This is a genomic window from Bacteroides sp. 3_2_5 (genome assembly GCF_000159855.2).
Lineage (GTDB): Bacteria > Bacteroidota > Bacteroidia > Bacteroidales > Bacteroidaceae > Bacteroides > Bacteroides fragilis.
The window spans coordinates 871052-891780 of the sequence record NZ_JH636044.1 but is presented as its reverse complement, the minus strand read 5'-3'; the positions used below and the strand labels follow the sequence as shown (position 1 = coordinate 891780).

Below are 20729 nucleotides of genomic sequence, written 5' to 3'. Positions count from 1 at the left end.
GACCTCATCACAAACAAAACAAACATCAAGCTGATGGGAATCATCAACTTGCTACAGAAGTCCTTCTCAGGGAACCTCACGGTCACTCATCCGTAGATTTTAAATATGATTGTCGGATAAATTGGGGATAGTAAACCAGAAAGTCGATCCTTCTCCAACTTCCGATTCCACTCCAATCGTTCCGTGCATACGCTCAATAATAATTTTACAAAGGGACAATCCCAATCCAAGCCCTTGGGTAAAGCTATCAAGTTTCACAAATCGTTCAAATATCACTTCCTTTTTATCGTTAGGAATACCACATCCGGTATCCGTCACATAAAACCTAATTTGACCATTCTCTTTCTCTTGATACCCCCAATGAACGGTCCCCTTTGTTGTAAATTTAATAGCATTATCCAATAAGTGCTCCAATATCTGTATCAGCCTGTCCCGATCTGTATAGATGTGAGCATTCGACTGCTCCCGATCCCAAGCCAAAACCAGGTTGTCCGTTTCTGCTTTGGGAACATACGTCAATTCCATCTCTTTCATCAATGAATCGAGGACTACATCCGAACCGACTATGTCCATAACGCCCGACTCAATATTGGAGAGATCGATAACATCGTTCATCAATCGCAAAAGATGCTCCGTATTACTCTGTATCAATCCGATATACTCCTGCTGCTCTTTTTCGTCATCTATGATAGAGAGCAAAGATGCAAAACCTACAATCGCATTCAACGGTGTACGTATCTCATGGTTCATATTAGCAATCAATGCCGATTTCAACCGATTGGCTTCTTCTGCTTTCTCTTTAGCTGCGGTCAGTTCTTCTTCCATAACCTTTCGCCTGGTAATGGACATCAGCGATCCCTCTACAGTCAACAGTCTGCCATTTTCATCAACTTTCCCGGGAATGGCATGCATTTCCAACCACTCCAATACGAATCCCTCTCTCTTTTTAGCCCAGAAACGAAGTTCGACCACCACTTTCTTCATTTTGCCTTTCAGTATCCCCTGACAAGCTTCAATCACCCGAAGGCGGTCTTCCTTATAGATACCTTGATAAACACGCGCTATAGAAACCGGAAACGAATCATTATGAAAAATCTCCCATCCTGCAGGATCGTCCGACGGACGGGCATCAAACCATACCATATGCTCTGCCAATTCCCACTTCCATGGAAAAACTTCCGCGACCCCAAGCGTCATTAACAACTTGCGGTTCACTTCATTCAGCATCTGCTGAGTCCGCAACAGTTCGGTTTGTTTTTCTTGTTTCATTTAAGCCACTATTTATCGATGCATACGATATTCTGTAAGTGTCATTCCTGTGTGCTTTCTAAAAAAACGCCCCAGCGACGACTGGTTCGCAAAGTTCGTTTTAATAGATATCTCCTGTATATTCATGGTAGAGTTCTTCAACATGGCTTTGATCTCCAATATGGCATACTCTACAATCCAATCTTTTGCTGTCTTTCCGCTCGCCTCTTTTATCACCATTGACAGATACTTGGAAGTGATGCATAACTTATCGGCATAGAAAGCGACATCCTTGTGTTCCCGGTAATGCTGCATAATTAAACAGAAAAAATCATGCGCCAGCTTACTCTTACCCATATCCGATCCCCCTTTTATCAAATGAGACTTGCTGTAATATTCGTTATAGATATCCAGATAAAAGATTCTCAGTAACAACAATACAGACTCCCTCCTGAAAAAATGGGTAGGGTCTTTTGCCCGCTGTGAGAGTGATCCATAAAAAAGTTTGAACCGCTCAATCTCTTCTCCTGTCAATTCATACCAATAATGGCTTCTCATGTAAACAAAGAAAAGAGGAGAAAAACGACTGAACCCACTCAACGTATCATCAAAAAGTGCACGCGACAGCACAACTATATTACAAAGAAAATCATGACTTAGTTCGGTTATCGAAACCAACTGACCCGGCAGAATAACCGCCAGTTCATTCTTAGCAAGAATATGAATATTATCAAAGATACAGATCTTGGCAGTACCTCTCAAACACAAAATGATCATCCCAACTTCGGTGTAGGACGGAACAGACGTCACACGAATGTGCTTCATGTTCTCACAAACCATAAGTTCATCCCCCAATAAAGTCGTAGTATAACCATCCGTTATCAATTTCTCACTATCCCTGTTTGGCATCAGAATCCTTTCTTTGTTGATACAAAAGTAAAATAACTACATTAACCCCGTAACTACACAAGTCTTTTGGTATCATATTACAGAAATATGGAGCTACTTCTTGACATTTTTTTATAAACAAAATGTCCTTAGGACCTTAAACAACCTATTTTTTAGCTGTTTGTTCGCTTCGTTAATGTATATTGGATTCCGTTCATATCTTTAATATTTTAGGAAGAGGATAGAGGCAAAAAAGAATAGATTTCCTATTTTTGCAACCGAATATAACTATAGAAATAAAGACCATGCGTTATCTACTCTCAGCGCCTTCGCAGATAAAGGCCACTATCCAGCTTCCGGCGTCCAAAAGTATCAGCAATCGTGCCCTTATCATCCATGCTCTGTCAAAAGGAGACGATGTGCTTTCGAACTTGTCCGACTGCGATGATACGCAGGTGATGATAAAAGCTCTGACCGAAGGTAATGAAGTGATTGATATTCTTGCGGCCGGAACGGCCATGCGCTTTCTGACGGCTTATCTGAGCAGTACTCCGGGTATCCATACCATCACCGGAACGGAACGGATGCAGCAACGCCCCATACAGATATTAGTAAACGCCTTGCGCGAACTAGGAGCCCATATAGAATATGTTCGGAATGAGGGTTTTCCCCCCTTACGGATTGAGGGTACAGAGCTCACGGGCAGCGAAATCACCCTAAAGGGCAATGTGAGTTCACAATACATATCAGCCCTGTTGATGATCGGTCCGGTACTGAAAAACGGTTTGCTACTCCGGTTGACCGGAGAAATCGTTTCACGACCTTACATCAACCTGACTTTGCAATTGATGAAAGATTTCGGCGCCTCGGCTTCGTGGACATCCGACCAGAATATCCAGGTTGATCCACAACCTTACCACTGCCTTCCGTTTACCGTCGAAAGCGACTGGAGTGCAGCTTCTTACTGGTATCAGATAGCTGCCCTGTCTCCCCAAGCAGATATAGAACTGACCGGACTGTTCCGCCACAGTTATCAGGGCGACAGCCGCGGAGCAGAAGTATTTGCCCGCCTGGGAGTGGCAACCGAATATACGGAAACAGGTATACGACTGAAGAAGAATGGCACATGTGTCGAACGGCTGGATGAAGATTTTGTTGATATTCCCGACCTGGCACAGACCTTTGTTGTGACTTGTGCACTGCTCAATGTGCCTTTCCGCTTCACCGGGCTGCAAAGCCTCAAAATAAAAGAGACAGACCGGATCGAAGCCCTTAAAACAGAGATGAAAAAGCTCGGGTATATATTGCATGACAAAAACGACAGTATCCTTTCTTGGGACGGTGAACGCGTGGAACAACAGACATGTCCCGTTATCAAGACTTACGAGGATCATCGCATGGCTATGGCTTTTGCTCCGGCAGCAATTCATTATCCGACAATACAAATAGACGAACCTCAAGTAGTCTCCAAATCATACCCCGGATATTGGGACGATTTGCGCAAAGCCGGTTTCGGCATCAAGGTCGGAGAGGAATTAAGATAGACAAGACCTTTGCGAGACACACTTCGAAAGATATTGCGCCCTGCTCTCTCAAAGTTCCGACTTTGAGGAGCAGGGCGCAAAACTTCAAACAGATTCAACATCCGGAACAACCATAGGTCTCCTTGTCCGGATAACAATCCTTATCTCAATGGTTCCATTCGGAAAGAATAACTATAAACCGTATCCTTCCGGATTTCATAATGGGGACGCGGTCCCGGTCCGCAACTGGCATTGCCCAATCCACGCTGAATGCAATCTAAATTGAGAACAACCTCCGCACGGCGGATATCAGACAAATCATGTCCATATTTTACCTGCCATAAATCTTTATCCGTGTAATGTTGGGCACTGAAATCCAACGTATCCGTTGCGGTGATCCTGAGTCCTTTCCCTTGTCCGTCTGTCAACGCCAGCCAGTGTGTATCTGTGCGTCCGCCCATTGTTTGCGCCCGCGCATAATGCTCGGCCATATCCGTAACAGTCGTTTTGTAGCGTCCCATGTAGGCTGCGTTCTTCCGGTCACGATAGTTCTCCATCGGACCGCGGCCATACCATTCGACTTGTTCCAGTGAAGGATTGAGGAACATTTGCAAGCCCAGACGAGGTAGATCGAAATTATTTTCTGTCGTAAAGTCGGCTGCCACATCGACCCTGCCGTTACTGTAAACCCGGTATCTGACTGTATACGGTATATTGACTTGCCCAACTTTGACCTCTATCTGAGACTGAACAGACGCCGACTTTCCGTCTTCCGCCAGTTTCCAGTCAAAACCACGCAATGCAATCACAGGCTGAATCCATTCGCGAGGATCATTACTGATGGAACGATACCAGTTCAACGCCGGTCCTTGCTGACCGTGTATCATGTTTTGTCCGTCATATCGGAGACCGATCATCATGCCTGTCTTTGAATCAAATGAGATCTCGGTACCCGGAGCACGGAAACGGATGTACTGACGTTCTTCTACCACCTGTAGGGAAGCAGAGAGTTCCGGAACCTCCGTTTTCTGTTTTCTTTCTCTTAGTAAGAACTGCTCCGTTGCCACTACATGTCCGGCTTTAGCCCAGACGCAGTCATGCTTCAACTTCACTTCCAAGTTGATGTGGTAATCGGCATCTTCCGTCAAGTGACGGAGATAAGGGATATGGATCGTACGGTGTTCACCCGGCTTGCCGTCAGGCAACCCGAACTCCTCTTCCGCAACAGGCACCCCGTTTTTGAGGATGACATAACGCAGGTTGAAATGACGCATATTCAGGAATGAATAATGATTGCGTAACCCCACATTGTTCTCTCCCACTTCTTCAAAAGTCATATATTGGTATACCTTTTTCACTTCCCATAACTTAGGAGTAACTCTACGGTCGGGTGTCACCAGTCCGTTACAACAAAAATCATTGTCGTTGGGACGATCACCGAAGCTGCCCCCGAAATAATAACGGTCCGGCGCTTCTCCGGGTTTATTGATGCCTTGATCCACCCAGTCCCAGATACAACCTCCGATCATGCGTTTAGACTGATTGGCAATATAGTCCCAATATTCTTCCAGGTTACCGACAGCATTTCCCATGGCATGTGCATACTCACATAGAAAGAAAGGTTTATTGCGCGGCTCGTTGTCCTGAGCTATCATACTTTCGATGGATGGATACATCCGTGAGTCCATATCGGCAACATCATTCATTCCTTCATAATGGATGAACCGTGCGTCAATCTCTCTGGCAGCCTGATAAGCGGCCTCGAAATTGGGTCCTCCGCCCGATTCATTCCCCATCGACCAGAAGATTACGGAAGGATGGTTCTTGTCCCGTTCCACCATACGTACCACCCGGTCGACAAAGGCTGCTTTCCAACTTTCCCGCTTGGTCAGCATCATGTTGCCATGACATTCCAGATCCGCTTCGTCCATTACGTAAAGTCCATAGTAGTCAAACAGAGCATACATCTTCGGATCATTCGGATAATGACTGGTACGAATGGTGTTCAGGTTGAAACGCTTAAAGAGAAGAATATCCTCTATCATGCTTTCTACAGGTACCGCTTTACCGAAACGGGGATGAATATCGTGACGATTGGCACCCTTGAACAACACCAATGCATCATTGATATACACTTTATTGTCACGTATTTCAATTTTGCGGAAACCATATTGCTGGGTAGTTGCCTCGAGCACCTTGCCGGAAGCATCCAGCAATTCCAGATTCACAGTATACAGATAAGGTGTTTCGGCGCTCCAGAGTTGGGGATCACGAATACTTGCTTTTGCAGGCAGACAGATCTCTTTTCCGGCAGCCAGGTTACCGGCCGCAGTTGTAAACGTACGCAAAGTTTTGCCACCGGCATCCAGCAGAGCTATGCGCACGGAGGCATTCACAGCAGACTTGCCATAGTTCTTCACGTCTGCTTTGACACATAAGTCGGCCTTGTCGAAACGGTCACTGATGACAGAAGTAAGATGCACGTCGCGCAGGCGAAGTTTCGGAGTCGCCACCAGATAGACATCCCGGTGGATACCGCTCAGGCGGAACATATCCTGGTCTTCCAGATAGCTGCCGTCACTCCAGCGATACACTTCGACTGCCAATATGTTTTTACCCGGCTTCACATACTGTGTGATGTTGAACTCGGCATCGTTGTTGGCACCCTGGCTATACCCGACTTTCTTACCATTGATCCACAGATACATAGCGCTGTACACTCCGTCGAAGTGGATAAACACTTCTTTATTCTTCCAGTCGGCCGGCAGAGAGAATTCCCTCCGATAGGAACCCACCGCATTAGGCTCTTTCTCTACCGTATATCCTCTCTGTCCCTGTATAAAGGGCGGATTGTTGCGTATCGGATAGGTGATATTGGTATAGATGGGGGTTCCGTATCCCAGCATCTCCCAATTGGAAGGAACCGGAATCTCTTTCCAGGCAGACACGTCATAGCCCGGTTTATAGAAATCCACCGGACGTTCGGAAGGTTGCTTCACCCAATGAAACTTCCAGTCACCATTCAGCAACAGATAACGGGAAGACTGATTGCGTATCCAAGGACGGGTGTACGAAGGATCGCCCTTCATCTCTTCCGTATCGGCAAAGGGGACAAACGTAGAACGCCCCTCTTCTTTGTTAACGGCAAATATCCGTTCATTCTCCCAGTCATTATCACTCCGGGTTTTAAACGCCTCAGCCACCACTTTCAGATTCGATTTCACGATTTTCCATTGCTGGCTTATTTTCTGCGCATCCGGTTTGAGCTGGTAAACCGGCTCGGCCACAAGACCGGCATCCGGGAAACCCAGGTTATAACCACTCGCTACACTGGTGAACAAATAATTCCCATTGGGTAAAGCCGTGATACGCCATTGCTGATTGGGATTTTCTTTATTGGGGTCCCATTGGATGACCGGACACTCCTTGCTTCCATTGCCGCTATTGTCGATTCCCAGTTCGGTGAGCGGACTGACAATGGAGTAGCAGCCGTCACCGCAAGGTATCAGATTCCAGACCTGCGACTCTTTATGGGGTTCCTTTTTAGAAATAAATATCTTACTACCTAAATCCAGACTCTCCTGATTGTCCAGGACAAGTCCGTTCTGGGTATGGATCTCGTAGCTTTGCTTCGGATCGAACTCCTGGGCACGAACCATTCCTACTGCCGACCACAGAGCAACACTTACCAGAAACAGATGTTTAAAATTTAGCATACTATTGATATTAAGAAAAGGCAGGGAAGAAAACCAAGGGCTGTATCCGCCAACAAAACGTATGTCTGCCTGTGTGATACAGCCCAAACCTATATTCAACCCAACTACCTATTGTTTTTACTGAAATAAAGCCGATTGTTTGTACACTCCGAATGTATGGATAGCAGGACAGGCAAATCCGTCGAGGATACGAAGACGTACTTGTTTGGCTTTTACCGGTGCGAAACGTACGATCCATTTATACCCCACCGTCTGCTTATCGGTTGCTTCCGGTATCGGGGTCCAGTTACGGCCATCATTAGAGTATTCCACACTCCACTTCGTCGTGCGGTGTCCCAATTCGATCACTTCCTGAATCATCAGGCAGTCGAACTCTGTCTGCCGGGGAAGAGTGAAAACGATGTCCGAGGTTTTGGCTCCGTCTCGGCCGGCAAAATAAGTTTCCTTATTGTTGTCCGTCAGGAACTCCGGACGGAATTTACCTCCGCGTCCGTTCGTTGCTTTCACCTTGGCCTTAGCCAACAGATTGTTTCCGAAGGTTTCATCCAATCCCTGCTTCAGCAAGGCAGCATGAAGTGAATCGGTAGGATGAATCAGTCCGCGACGATCAGGTGGGAAGTTGAGCAGCAACACGCTGTTGTGACCGACAGAAGTGCAATAAATATCCCAAAGTTCCTTTACGCTTTTCACGCGGCTGTCTTCCTCAGCATGATAAAACCAACTGGGACGGATCGATACATCGGTTTCGGCAGGGATATATGCATCACCGCCTTTTACTCCTTCGTTCAGCCCTTCATAGTTCTTCCATTCATCTCTGACGCATACAGAGTCGGTAGTCGACCAACAAGGATCACCGGCTTTGCCGGACTCATTTCCCATCCAACGCACATCGGCAAAAGGATACGAGTTCTTGGTACCGAAAATGACACAGTCCGGTTGCTTCTCTCGCACAATCTTATACCAATGGGTATAGATGGGAGTAGTCAGTTCGTCTGCTCCGGCACCGTCCCACCAAGTTTCCCAGACTTTTCCATAGTCACCCATCAATTCTTCCAACTGGTGACCATAATACTGCTTGTACTTCTCCGTAGTATAAAGGGGAGAAAGATGCTCGTGCCGGTCGTGCGGACCCAGATAGATGCCCGCCTTAATGCCATACTCCTCGCAAGCATCCACAAACTCGCGCACAACGTCTCCCTTTCCATTCTTCCAGGCAGAGTTCTTCACTCCATAATCCGTATATTTACTGGGCCAAAGGCAAAACCCATCGGCATGTTTGGCTGTAATGATGGCACTGGGGATACCGGCCGACTGAAGGGTACGCATCCACTGTCCGCAATCGAGGGCCGTAGGATTGAATATAGCTGCCGGAGCACGTCCGTCCCCTTCGTTTACATACTCCTCAAAGGTATTGATCCCGAAGTGAAAGAAAGCGATCATCTCCCGGTTATACCACTCTACCTGTCTCGCACTGGGAGTCAGCCCGTAGGGTTCGGGGGCCTTTTGCCCCCATACAGGTACCGCTACAGCAGCGATTCCCGCCGCTAAAAAGAAATTTCTTAGATTCATGTGTTCGTCTATTTTGCAGTTTTGTATATCAGAATAAATTAAGTTCGCTTATCGTCACATGCGGTCCGCCGTTCACGGCCGTGATGGTTACCTTCAGGTAGCGTCCATCTACAGCAGCGGGCAGGAAGGATCGGAACTCACCCTGTGCCGGAATATCCGTAAACTTAGCGGCTACCGTCCAGGTGGCATTATCATCGCTCACTTCCACAGTCACCTCTTTCGGCCCGTCATACCCCTCTTCACGTGCCTGGCAAGCGAATCCCTGGATATGGGTTGTTTTCTTCAGGTCAATAACAATCCAGTGAGGTGGTTGCGGATGCTGAGTACTCCAGTCGGTACCCCAGAAAGTATTCAGATCGCCATCCAGACAAGCTTCTTTCAGTCCGCTGTGTCCCCAATCGCCCTCTTTCGGCTCTTCGGACGAAGCACTCAATGCTTCCCATCCGGTGCGGTCGAGCAACTCCATGTTGCTGGCATCCATCGAACCTCTGAAGATGAAGTAGATGGTCTGACAGCAATGATCGGCTACTGCTCCCTCCACCGAAGTAATGCTTACGGGCAGCAGATACTCCTTGAACGCCTCGATGTTACCTTTTGCATGAACCGTAATTACGGCTTCCTCAGACTTCGGTGTCCCGGCTTTTACCAATACCTCTTCAGTCAGGTCGTAAGCGGCTTCCGGCAGCAGTTCATATTCGGTTCCGTTCTTCGCGTTATACTCGTCTACCTTGCCCGGATCGGCTTGCAGATGTACCACAGCATCATTAGGCAGTCCGTATTCCGTCAGTTGCGGATAGGTTTCGGGAGTAACGGCCACATTAAAAGTCTGCACATACGGCTCGTCTTCAATGTAGAAATTGGCTTTCACGGCAGTTCCCGCATCGGGTATGTAGATGGTCAGGTCGCTGTCATTGTCACTGCATCCCACTGTGCAGCAGAATCCGGTAGCCAGAATGGCTGCCTTCAGTATGTTCTGTTTCATGATTCTTCTCATTTTAAATGTTTATTCCCATCCGGGATTATTGGGTAACAAGTTCGGATTCATCGTTGTCTCGTCGATAGGCAACGGATGCAGATAGAGTTTATCGTCCCATTTGCGGGTTGTCCTGTCCGGATAAACAATCAGCAGATTGTCCTGCGTCAATTCACGGGAGAAGGAGTCGTACTGCTCTTTCAGCTTATCCGATACTTTCATTCCAAGCATACTCTTCGGTGCTTCCAGCAACTTGCCGGCTTTCCAGCGTACAATGTCATCCCAACGGAAGCCTTCGCCTACCAACTCGACTGCACGCTCGCGACGGATTTCGTAAAGCAGCGGAGAGAGTTCATAACCATAATCCGGCCAGTTCGGATCGGTGAAACCGACATTTACTTTCAGATGCGGCATTTCTACACGGTCTCTCAGTTCATTGACAGTCTGGTCCAATACCTCCTGGGTACATTCACCCAGTTCGGCTTTCGCCTCGGCATAGTTCAACAGCACCTCGGCATAACGGAAGATAAACACATCCAGTGTAGACTGCCCGATGTTCCACTGTTCGGGATCGGTAGAGTGATACTTCATCACGTAATATCCGGTAGTACAATATTTGGTATCTATTATGGGAAGGGCATTGAACTGCTTCGTACCGTCGCTCAGCACCTTAAAAGGAAGTTCCGGATTATCGATCGTCTGGCGCAGGCGCGGATCACGCTGCATCAACTCATCCATCGGCATGTCGGCCTCCTCGTATCCCGGACTGACTGCGGTAGGCAGACCATCGGCACATAGGTATTGTTCGAACATGGCACGGCTCAAACCTGTATACGATTCTTCCATCTGGCGGGTGTTGTTGTGCATCAATAGCTTGGTGATATAAACCCTGGGCATGATACACTCGCTATTGGAGGCTAAATCTTCCTGTACAAACAGGTTGTAATAATCCTGTAAAGGCTTATCGGTCTTATAGATGGAGTAACCTCCCTCTTCGATCACCTGTGCGGCTGCATCAGCTGCTTCACGATACAACTCTTCGTAGTCGCCCAGTCCGTGATACTTACGGAAAGACGCTTCGTAGAGGCAAGCTCTCGACTTGAAAGCCAGCGCAGCATACTTATGCATATTGCCGGTTTTGGTTTCATTAGGCTTCGGAAGGTGTTCGATGGCAAAATCGAGATCTTCCAGGATGTGTGTGAACACGACTTTTCTGGAATCACGTCCCTTGTACAGTTCTTCGGAGTCCATCTGCAACTCGGTTTCATACCAGGGCACATCGCCAAAGCGTTTCACTTTGTACACATACTCCCAGGCACGGAAGAAGCGGACCACGGCTACCGAACGGTTAATCTGGCTTTCATCCCCTTTCACCTGTTTGTAACGAGCCATAAAATAGTTGCAGGAACGGATGTTTCCCCAGTCTCCATTTCCCCATCCGCCACCGGAAGTAGGAATCGTTTCAAGATTGAAGATCCAGGTCTTCGGTTTCTCGTTCACGTAACAGTCCGATTCATCATCGGCACCGGGTCCCTGCGCCCCCGGTAAAATACCGTAAAAGCCGTTGGCATAAAGTTCAAGGTCTTGTACACTTGTCCAGAATTTCGGATCCGAGAGAGAATCTTCGGGATACAAGTCCAGTAAATCGGAGCAGGAAGAGAACATGGAAGTACATGCCACTGCCGCTATCAGTAATATCTTATTCTTTTTCATAATCGTTATCGTATTAGAGGGTAATGTTTAATCCGAATGAAACAGACTTAGTCAGCGGATAAGTGCTGAGACTTACTGTTTCGGGGTCGTATATGTCAAACAGGTGATCGAACGTCAGCAGGTTTTGTCCGCTTACGTAGAAACGCACATGATCTATCTTCCACTTGGCCAGGAGCGCTTTCGGCAAAGAATATCCCAATGTGATAGACTTCAGGCGCAGATAAGCGGCATTCTGGAGATAACGGGTCTGCGTTTCGCGGTTACCGGTCACGTTGTCGTAGGTAGACCGGGGGAAGTAAGCATTGCGGTTATCTTCGGTCCATGAGTCGAGTGCATGTTTGAAAGGTACATGCCATTCGTTGCCGAAGCCCCAGAACTGGTTGCCTCCCAACACTACATCCTTCTTGCCGATGCCCTGGAAGAATACATCAAAGTCAAAGTCGCGCCACTGCAATCCGCCTTTAATACCATAACTGTAACGCGGTTCGCTGTTACCGATAATCTTTTGGTCACCCGGATCGTCAAGCGTATTCTTTCCCTTGTTTATCTTGCCGTCACCGTTCAGGTCTTTGTACTTCACATCACCCGGATACCAGCCACCGCCATAGATCTCCGACTGATCGGCATGGGCACTTACCTCTTCTGCCGACTGGAAAAGTCCTTCGGTTACCAATCCCCAGATCTCACCCCACTTTTTGCCTACATAATGGGTAGAGAGCAAATTCTGCGGATTATTGAACTTCGTGATTTCTGCCTGATAGTCGGACAATACGAAACTTACGTCATACGAGAAGTCTTTGTTCACCCGGTCTCTCCATCCCATTGAAAGTTCCCAACCGGTTGTTTTCAGGTCGGCAGTATTGGCTTGCGGAGCTCCTGTTCCCAGTACGGCAGGAAGCGGTGTACCATTGGTCACCATATCGAGTGTCTTCCGCATGTACCAGTCGAAGGTTCCATACAAGCGGCTGTTCAGCAATGCCCAGTCGAGACCCAAGTCAATCTGGCGTACAGTCTCCCAAGTCAGGTAAGGACTGACGATACCGCCGGGACTCACGCTGGCTATTTTCTTTCCGTCCACCAGGTATCCCATCTCGCCATTGGTGCCCATGGTAGCGATATAAGGATAGTCGCCGCCAACCGACTGATTGCCCAACGAACCATAAGAGGCCCTGATCTTGAGTTCATCTACAATCTTCTTGGCAGGTTCGAAGAAAGCCTCGCTCGAGATTCTCCAGGCAGCCGATACGGAGGGGAAGAATACGAAACGCTTGTCCTTGGGGAACTTGGAAGAACCGTCATAACGTCCGTTCAACTCCAGAAGATAGCGTTCATCGTAGTTATAATTGATACGGGCAAAATATCCCATAGTGGCCCAGGAGTGCTGGCCGCTCCCGTTGTACTTCTCTCCATAAGCCTGTCCCAGACCGGCAAGGTCATTACTGATCAGGTTCTCGCGTTCGGCATTGAACCAGCGGTAGCTCTTGGTTTCGTAATTATATCCCAGCAACAGTTTAATGTTGTGTTTACCCAAAGACTTGGAGTAGTCGGTATAGGCATTGAACGTCTGGTAATAGTTGTCGTCGGTGGTAAACTTCACGCGGCTCGGAGTGGTATGCGGGAATACGGTTACAATGTCCGGATTGGCCGTATGCTCCAATATCTCTTTACCGTGCTGCTTCTTCGAGAGGATATACATATTATAGGTATAGTCCACATTGATGGTCCAGTCCTTCAGTGGAGTGATTTTTAAACCGCCGGTCAACCAAAGGTCGTTCTCCTTATTCTTGCGCTCGCCGGAAATGGACTGGGTAGCCACCATATTCGTCCAACTGCCCTGGCCGGAAAAGTTTCCGTCCGGATGGTATACCGGCATCATCGGGCGAAGGTCGGCACCGTAGAATGCACTGTTGATCTGTGCTGTCTCGTCACTGTTGTTACTTCCGTAAGGAGCATCCCGGTAAGTGTTGTTGTAGACGGTCTTCAACCGCACCTGCAACCAATTGGTGACGTCCGAAGTCAGGTTCAGGTTGACATTGAAACGGCGGTACTTATCGTCATAATGTTTCAGTGTTCCCCCTTGGTCGAGGAAACCTATCGAACCGTAATAGGCGGTCTTGCCCGAACCTCCGTTGAGAGACAGGGTGTACTGCTGCATCAGGGTGTTATCTTTGATGGTTTCATCTATCCAGTCGGTGTTGCCGCAATACAGATACTTGTTGGGATTGGACGGATCGATGAATACCGGCAGATTGTGTTTCGGGTCGGTATAATAGGCATAGATATGATCCATATAGTTCTTATCGTAGTAATCGCCTCCACCCGAGTTGCGGTTGGTCAGATTATGGAAATTGGCAAATGTCCACGAATCCATATACTCCGGTTTGCGTGTAGGCGAATTGATAGACCAGTTGGACGAGAACGAGATCTTGGCTTTCTCGTCTTTACCTTTCTTGGTGGTAATCAGCACGACACCATAGGCTGCCTGTGTTCCGTAAATAGAAGCCGAAGCCGCATCCTTCAATACCGATACGCTTTCCACATCGGCCGGATTGATCATGTTGGGATCCATCTGCACACCATCGACCAGTACCAAGGGTCCGGAAGAGTTTATAGATGTAGTACCACGAACGTTGAACCCGTATCCTTTGCCCGGTGCACCGTTGTCGGCGGAAATGTTCAGGTTACCGATCATACCCTGTAGTCCCTGGCTAAGATTGGTGATCGGGCGACTCTCCAATGTCTCTGCCGAAACACTGGCTACGGCTCCGGTGAGGTTGGCTTTCTTTTGTGTACCATAACCCACCACCACGACTTCGTCCAAGGTTTTGCTGTCCTCTTTCAGGGTGATCTGCAGACGGGTCTTTGCGGAAACGGTCACGACTTGTGTTTCCATTCCAATAAAGGAGATCTCAAGTTGCTCTCCCTGTTCCGCTTCAACCGAGAAGTTACCATCCATATCGGTGATTGCTCCACGTCCGGGAGCACCCTTTACCAATACAGAAGCCCCGGGAAGCGGAGAACCCGTGACGTCAAGAACACAACCGGTTATTTTCTGTTTCTGCTGTTCTACCTGCACCACTCCGGCAGATGCTGCATTGTAGCTGTGAGAAGCAAGGCAAGGTTGAAGTCCCATACCCGAAAGAAGGACAAACATCCCTGAAATCCTTACGGCTCTTTCTACTAATTTTCGTTCTCTCATAATAATAATGAATTAAAATTAACATTAGGAATCAAGCAAGGCGTTGCTGACTCTTTTTAACTAAAGACGAAAGCAAAGGTATCTCCTTGGTCTTAAGAGAGGGATTAAATAAGGGTTAACGAAGCGATTAACCTCTCATATTTCTTGTTAACCCGGCCCTACAGCAGTCCAGACATTGACTTCCACTCATTAAAAAATACACAAAGATAGCACAAAGAAGAACCAAGGTTTCAGAAAGACAGCAAAAAGCCTTTTCCGTTGACGAGGTCTTCTTCCAAAAGAGCTCAACCGGAAGAGAAATACGGCAAGAACCGGGTTGTTGAACACGAAAAACCGGAGTAACCGACCTTCAAAGCCTCGATCGGAGATGAAAAGTACCTTACTTTTCGGAAAAAGAAGGAAGCATTTGGTCAGAAAGAAGTAAGCATTTTCGGAAAATGCTTACTTCTTTTCTAAATATCTCTATATGTTTTGGCAGTTATCATATATTGTTCCGGAACAAAAGCCCTGAGAAGCCCGTTCTACTTCCGGTTGGTCTGTTGAAGAAGTCCTGTTTGATGTATCAAAAGGACAGGCATTCTTCTCTAAAGCGAACACAAGGTATGCGAAGAGGCTCGTCACCGTCTTTAATTAGCAAAAACAGGTATCTATACCATCAGAAAGATAAACCGATAAACGAAATGGCGGCGTTTTTCCGGTCATGCCCCGCCCGACGGCCGAAAAAACCAAAAGCAGAGAGGTTGCTTTATCATTTTGACAAACTGACAATCGGGAGGGAGACTCAGACCTTGATGTCAGCGAAAGCTATGCCGTACTCCTCGTTCATCACCCGTCTATAATCTTTCGTAAACGCGGCATAACGCCTGATGGCTTCCTCTTGGTTGTTCTGCTTCCGAAGGGCACAAACGGTATAAGCAAGTGCCAGTTCCGACAAAGGATCGGCTATAAAGAGGATGTTACAAAGACGGATGACGATACTGAACCGGGCATCCCGGTAAGCCAGTTCCAACTGGCCGGGCAGAAGAGAATGGATCAGCGTTTCCACTTTCTGTTTGTAGTAATCGAAAAGGTCGGACTCGGCGGCGGGTATGAACTTACCCCGCAAAAGTATTTCCAACCATTCTGCACGTATGGCACCGGGAGTCTCTTTCTTCTTTTTCTCCGGAGAGGTAAGGTTCATCAGACGAATGTAATCGCAATAAAACTCTTCGCCAAACACCATGCAGAAGTATCCGTTGCGGTATACGAGTTCGATGCCGTCCACATCCTGCAATATCTTCCTCACATGATTCATGGAAACTCCTTTGAGGTTCTTCACATTGCTGCCGGACTTATCGGGCCAGAATATCTGATTCATGTCAGACGAAAGCACTCCCCTCTTGCCTACACTGTTCAGCAGAATATACAAAAAGATAGTACGCAGCTTAGGACTGAGCATATAGGTAATGTCACGTCCGGCATTATCGAGAATGGTAAACATGCCGAAAAGGAAAATAGCATTCTTGTCGGGCGGCAATACCGCCGGCAATTCTTCCCACTCGGAAGGCTCTTTCTCAACTTCTTCTTCTTTCACTTCCGGTGACTCCACAGCCGGAACTTCCGATATATCGGACACTTCTTCCGGACGTACTCCGGCAGATGCGGTCTCGGCAGACATCCTGTCCCGCTTCCGCTTATGGTGCATGATGCCCCATACACAGGCCGCCAACAATAATACTCCACCCACGACTGCTCCCAGCAGACCGGCATTCAGGGCATTCCGCCTCCGGCTATAGTATTCCACATCGTCCAATGTAACCGGCGGAGCAGACAGGGAGTATAGACGGGTAGTCACTTGCCCGTGCTTCTCGAACTCTTGGACGGAACAATAGAACTCATTTAATTCTTCATTGAAGTATAGATTGGCGTTGGTAGCAATCTCTTCCGAAACAATAGGAATACTGTCTCCCACCGCTTCACACTCACCGTCACGCACAGACAACCGGTACAACTGCAAAGTGGAATTGGGCAGATATTCGGGATATCCCAGGAGGAACAGGTGTTTTTCATCGGCAGAGAGTATCATATTACGGGGTACCACCCGATTGACCGCCGGTGCTTTCGTTTCCCAGAGTTTCTGCACCGAACGGGTCTGCATATCTATCCGGTATAAATCGTACAGATAGTTGCGCCCTACATTCTGATCACCGGCTTCGTTGCCCATGCCTCCGTAGAGGTATACCCGCTTGTAATCATTGCTCACAGCCATGCCCGAAAAGTAACGGGGAATCACCCGGTCGCCGGAGAAGGCCAGTGTATCCCAACGACAGGTATTCAAATCGTACGCCAGGAACGTATTGCTGTACCTACGGCTTCCGTAACCGCCAAACAGGAAAAACTTTCTTTCGCCCGGATGAAAGAATCCGCAATGATGATGGAGCTGTTGGCAAAGATAGTCGGAACTGGCCGGACGCCACTCTTTGGTAGTAAGATCCAGCGCCGCCACCATGGCATCGCCATGCGAATCGGCCACTTCATAAGTATACAGCTCACGGGATGCCTCATCCAGAAAGTTCATACCCAGGCGAAGCTGAACCGGAAGAGGGGTCTTATAAGGTGTCTTCGATAATTCGTGCGTGTAAAGGTCGAACGCGGACAGAGAGTCCTGATTAAAGAAGAGGATGTTCTGGTGCGTCTTGTCAAAGTTAAGACCGGAAGGCGTGGAAGAATAGTCCGTAAAAAGTTCTTTCCAGTAGTAGGACTGATTAATCAGCCACACAGGATTGGTGACCTGTCCCACAACATGTCCCCGGCTGTCGTGCACATCTTCTCCGCTGCTCTCGTTCAAAGGAAATATCATGATCTCTTCACCGTCGGTAAGAGACAAGTTACGGATGGCATACGAAGCCACATCCAGGATGTATTCGCATTTACCAAAATAAATATGCGGTGAGAATCCTGTCGGCTCCAGTCCCAGGTTGGAGATCTCCTTGCTCCGCTTGCCAATCGTAATTCGGGCACAGTCTGCGGGTATATCCAAAGCTATGGAAACAGGCAACCAGCGGTGATCATAGTCTTCCTTATCCAGTTCGAAAGTACAAAAGATACGTTTGCCGTCTTCGTTGAAGGAGAAAGAACAACGGTCGCCGGGTTTGTGCAGATACGTAAAACTATAAATTTTCCCGGCATCCCGGTCTTCCAGATAAAGGATGTAACCGGGACTCTCCACATTCCGGACCAGATAATCAAAGGAGATACGGAAAGCGTTAGTGAAAGTGCGCTCGTGCCCTTCACGCAAAACAGAATAGGTGGCACGCTCACTAATCCGCTTTTCGTTCCCATAGAAAAGAAGTCCCTGCGAGAAGCAATCGACTATGCAAAGCCACATCATTCCGATAGCAAACAAACATCCCAACCTTCTCATATACTGTTCTTCGATAAATGCGTCATCCGTTTCATAGTGCAACAAAAATACGAAAAATTATAGAATTGGCAAACGTATGCGCCGATTAGTGCCCGTTGGAGTAAGAGTAAGGCAAGTCTTCCTTCTGAGTGCCGCGCCGGGAATCGGGCACGCTGTCCATCCATAACACCAGCTCTCCTCCGGAAGTAAGCTCACGGTGCGTCAGGTAGTTACGGGTAAATTCACTTTCATTGAGCAGGGCTTTCCCGATATACCGGTTCGCCGGGCTATTGCCTTCCGCCTTCACTGTGAAGTTCTTTCCGTCGGGCAAATGCAATGTCAGTTTCGGGAAGAGCGGAGATCCCATGGCATACTCCGGAACACCGGGACAAACCGGATAGAATCCCATGGCGGAAAAGACATACCAGGCGGAAGTCTGCCCATTATCTTCGTCACCGCAGTAGCCTTTGCTGCCGGAGTGATAAAGCTTATCCATCACTTCGCGGACGTGCTTCTGGGTCTTCCAGGGCCGGCCGATATAGTCGTATAGATAGATGGCATGTTGCACAGGTTGGTTGCCATGTGCATATTGCCCCATGTCAAGAGCCACCATCTCGGCTATCTCGTGGATAACAAAACCGTAAGTACCGTAATTATAGGTATTGGGAGCTGTAAACATAGAGTCGAGACGGGCTTCCATCGCTGTATGTCCTCCCATCAATCGAGACAAGCCTTCGGGATCATGCAGCACACTCCACGTCCAGTGCCAGGAACTGCCCTCCGTGAAAGGGCCTCCCCATTCCGTCGCGTCAAAAGCGTCTCTCCATTTCCCATTGGCATCTTTTGCCCACATGAATCCATAGTCGGGATAGTAAAGGTTCCGGTAGTTGAGGGCTTTCCGGTAATAGGTATCGGCAATCTCCTTCCGGCCAATGGAGTCGGCAAAACGTGCGACACACCAGTCGGCGTAAGCATATTCAAGGGTCTTGGCCGTAGCCTCGTGCACTTCGGGATAGGGAACATAGCCTAAACGGTCATAGTAACCGAATCCGTCACGTCCCACCGAACTGATTCCGGGATGCCGGGCCTCGGTCTGATGAATCATTGCTTCAAGAGCCTTCTCCGGACAGATGGTACGAATGCCTTTCATCCATGCGTCTGTCAACAAGGAGATGGAATTATTACCAATCATACATTCCCGGTGGCCTGGACTCGCCCACTCGGGCATGAACCCACTTTCATCGTAAGCATTGAGGATGGATTGGGTAACCCGCTCGGAAACTTCCGGATATAATAAGGTAAACAAGGGATGGACGGCACGGAACGTATCCCAGAATCCATTGTCGGTATACATATAGCCATCCTGTATCTTCCCATTGTAAGGACTGTAATAGACAGGTTTCCCCTGAGCGTCGAACTCATAAAATTCGCGGGGGAAGAGCAGGGTCCGGTAGAGGCAAGAGTAAAAGGTACGCAATTGCTCCTCGCTGCCTCCCTCCGCTTCAATTCGTCCCAGATAACTGTTCCATTGTTTTCGGGCTTCTTCTCTCACCTGGGCAAGGCTCTTGCCTCCCACTTCGCGACTGAAATTGACAAGCGCCTGTGCAGGACTTATGAACGAGGAGGCGGTACGGACGGTTAATTTCTCTCCCGCCGGCACATTAAATCTGAGGTAGGCACAAGTATAATCACTCTCCAACGTCGGCCGATGGCGCATCAGTGTATCTCCGTCATATACGCCTTCTTCTGCAATGGGATGACTGAACTCTATTCGGAAATAGTTGGCAAAGTTATCCGGTACCCCGCCATTGTGATTACGCGCCACACCGGTCACGCACCGATTCTCCCGGTCAATCGTCAACGCACTTCCACCGTTGTAGGCATCCACAACGATATACTGGGCAGAGTCCTGCGGAAAGGTGACTTCGAATACCGCTCCGCGTGAAGTGGCGGAAAGTTCTGTCCGGAGTCCGTTGGCAAACGTAACGCTGTAACTGTAGGGAGCCGCCTCCTCTTGGATATGTGAGAAAGGTACTCCCCGTTCTTTATGATCCATCTTCAGCACACCGGACAGCGGCATAATAGAGAAAGTACCGTAATCGTTAATCCACGGACTGGGCTGATGGGTCTGGCGGAACCCCCGTATCAGGCTGTCGGTATACGTGTACATCCAGCCGCTACCGTTCTCTCCAGTCTGCGGACTCCAGAAATTCATTCCCCAGGGAACCGCCACCGCAGGATAAGTATTCCCATGTGAAAAAGCATAAGTAGACTCCGTCCCCATCAGAGGATTCACATAGTCTACAGGGCTGAAAGACTCTTTTTGTTGTACACACGAAGCCAGTAAAAGGGCTGCACCGACAATTAGGATAGTTGAAAAATTCTTCCTCATAGCTTAATTTTATTTTCTAACAGAGGCTGTGGTGAAAAGAGTTTCGACACATCCCCCTTGCATTTTATTCAGGACGCAAAACTAATGAGGAAGGGTTAGGAGGAGGGTTAATTCCCGGTTAACCTT

Annotated in this window: 10 protein-coding genes; 1 reads left to right on the top strand and 9 read right to left on the bottom strand. The window is 48.2% G+C overall.

Going from position 1 to position 20729, the window contains the following annotated elements; genetic code table 11:
- Positions 1 to 99 precede the first annotated feature (99 nt).
- Both BSHG_RS14145 and BSHG_RS14150 read right to left on the bottom strand, forming a co-directional pair.
- Positions 100 to 1269, bottom strand: a complete 1170-nt coding sequence (locus BSHG_RS14145; protein ID WP_008658520.1) for a sensor histidine kinase — start codon at positions 1267 to 1269, stop codon at positions 100 to 102.
- 12 nt (positions 1270 to 1281) lie between these two features.
- On the bottom strand, positions 1282 to 2157 hold the full coding sequence (locus tag BSHG_RS14150; RefSeq protein WP_008658518.1) for an AraC family transcriptional regulator: 876 nt from the start codon (positions 2155 to 2157) through the stop codon (positions 1282 to 1284).
- 284 nt (positions 2158 to 2441) lie between these two features.
- Between BSHG_RS14150 and aroA the strand changes: the two genes are divergently transcribed.
- Positions 2442 to 3680, top strand: a complete 1239-nt coding sequence (gene aroA / locus BSHG_RS14155) for a 3-phosphoshikimate 1-carboxyvinyltransferase (RefSeq protein WP_008658516.1) — start codon at positions 2442 to 2444, stop codon at positions 3678 to 3680.
- A gap of 140 nt (positions 3681 to 3820) precedes the next feature.
- Here the strand turns inward: aroA and BSHG_RS14160 are convergent, their stop codons facing one another.
- The 7 genes from BSHG_RS14160 to BSHG_RS14190 form a co-directional block, all read right to left on the bottom strand.
- Positions 3821 to 7474, bottom strand: coding sequence for a glycoside hydrolase family 2 TIM barrel-domain containing protein (locus tag BSHG_RS14160; RefSeq protein WP_008658514.1), 3654 nt, complete (start codon positions 7472 to 7474; stop codon positions 3821 to 3823).
- An 18-nt stretch (positions 7475 to 7492) separates the two neighbouring features.
- Positions 7493 to 8944 (bottom strand): alpha-L-fucosidase, encoded by a 1452-nt coding sequence (locus BSHG_RS14165; RefSeq protein WP_008658513.1) that lies wholly within the window; start codon positions 8942 to 8944, stop codon positions 7493 to 7495.
- A gap of 28 nt (positions 8945 to 8972) precedes the next feature.
- Positions 8973 to 9926 carry a discoidin domain-containing protein gene (locus BSHG_RS14170; protein WP_008658511.1) on the bottom strand — a complete coding sequence of 318 codons (954 nt, stop codon included), beginning with the start codon at positions 9924 to 9926 and terminating at the stop codon, positions 8973 to 8975.
- A gap of 21 nt (positions 9927 to 9947) precedes the next feature.
- Positions 9948 to 11630: a RagB/SusD family nutrient uptake outer membrane protein gene (locus BSHG_RS14175; RefSeq protein ID WP_005784783.1), complete on the bottom strand. Its 1683-nt coding sequence runs from the start codon at positions 11628 to 11630 to the stop codon at positions 9948 to 9950.
- Positions 11631 to 11643: 13 nt separating this feature from the next.
- Entirely contained in the window at positions 11644 to 14829 is a 3186-nt protein-coding gene (locus tag BSHG_RS14180) for a SusC/RagA family TonB-linked outer membrane protein (protein WP_005796261.1), read from the bottom strand.
- A gap of 781 nt (positions 14830 to 15610) precedes the next feature.
- Entirely contained in the window at positions 15611 to 18277 is a 2667-nt protein-coding gene (locus tag BSHG_RS14185; protein WP_008658506.1) for a kelch repeat-containing protein, read from the bottom strand.
- Positions 18278 to 18317: 40 nt separating this feature from the next.
- The gene (locus BSHG_RS14190) at positions 18318 to 20603 is read right to left on the bottom strand and encodes a GH92 family glycosyl hydrolase (RefSeq protein ID WP_008658504.1); all 2286 of its coding nucleotides are present in this window, start codon (positions 20601 to 20603) and stop codon (positions 18318 to 18320) included.
- Between the last annotated feature and the right edge of the window lie 126 nt (positions 20604 to 20729).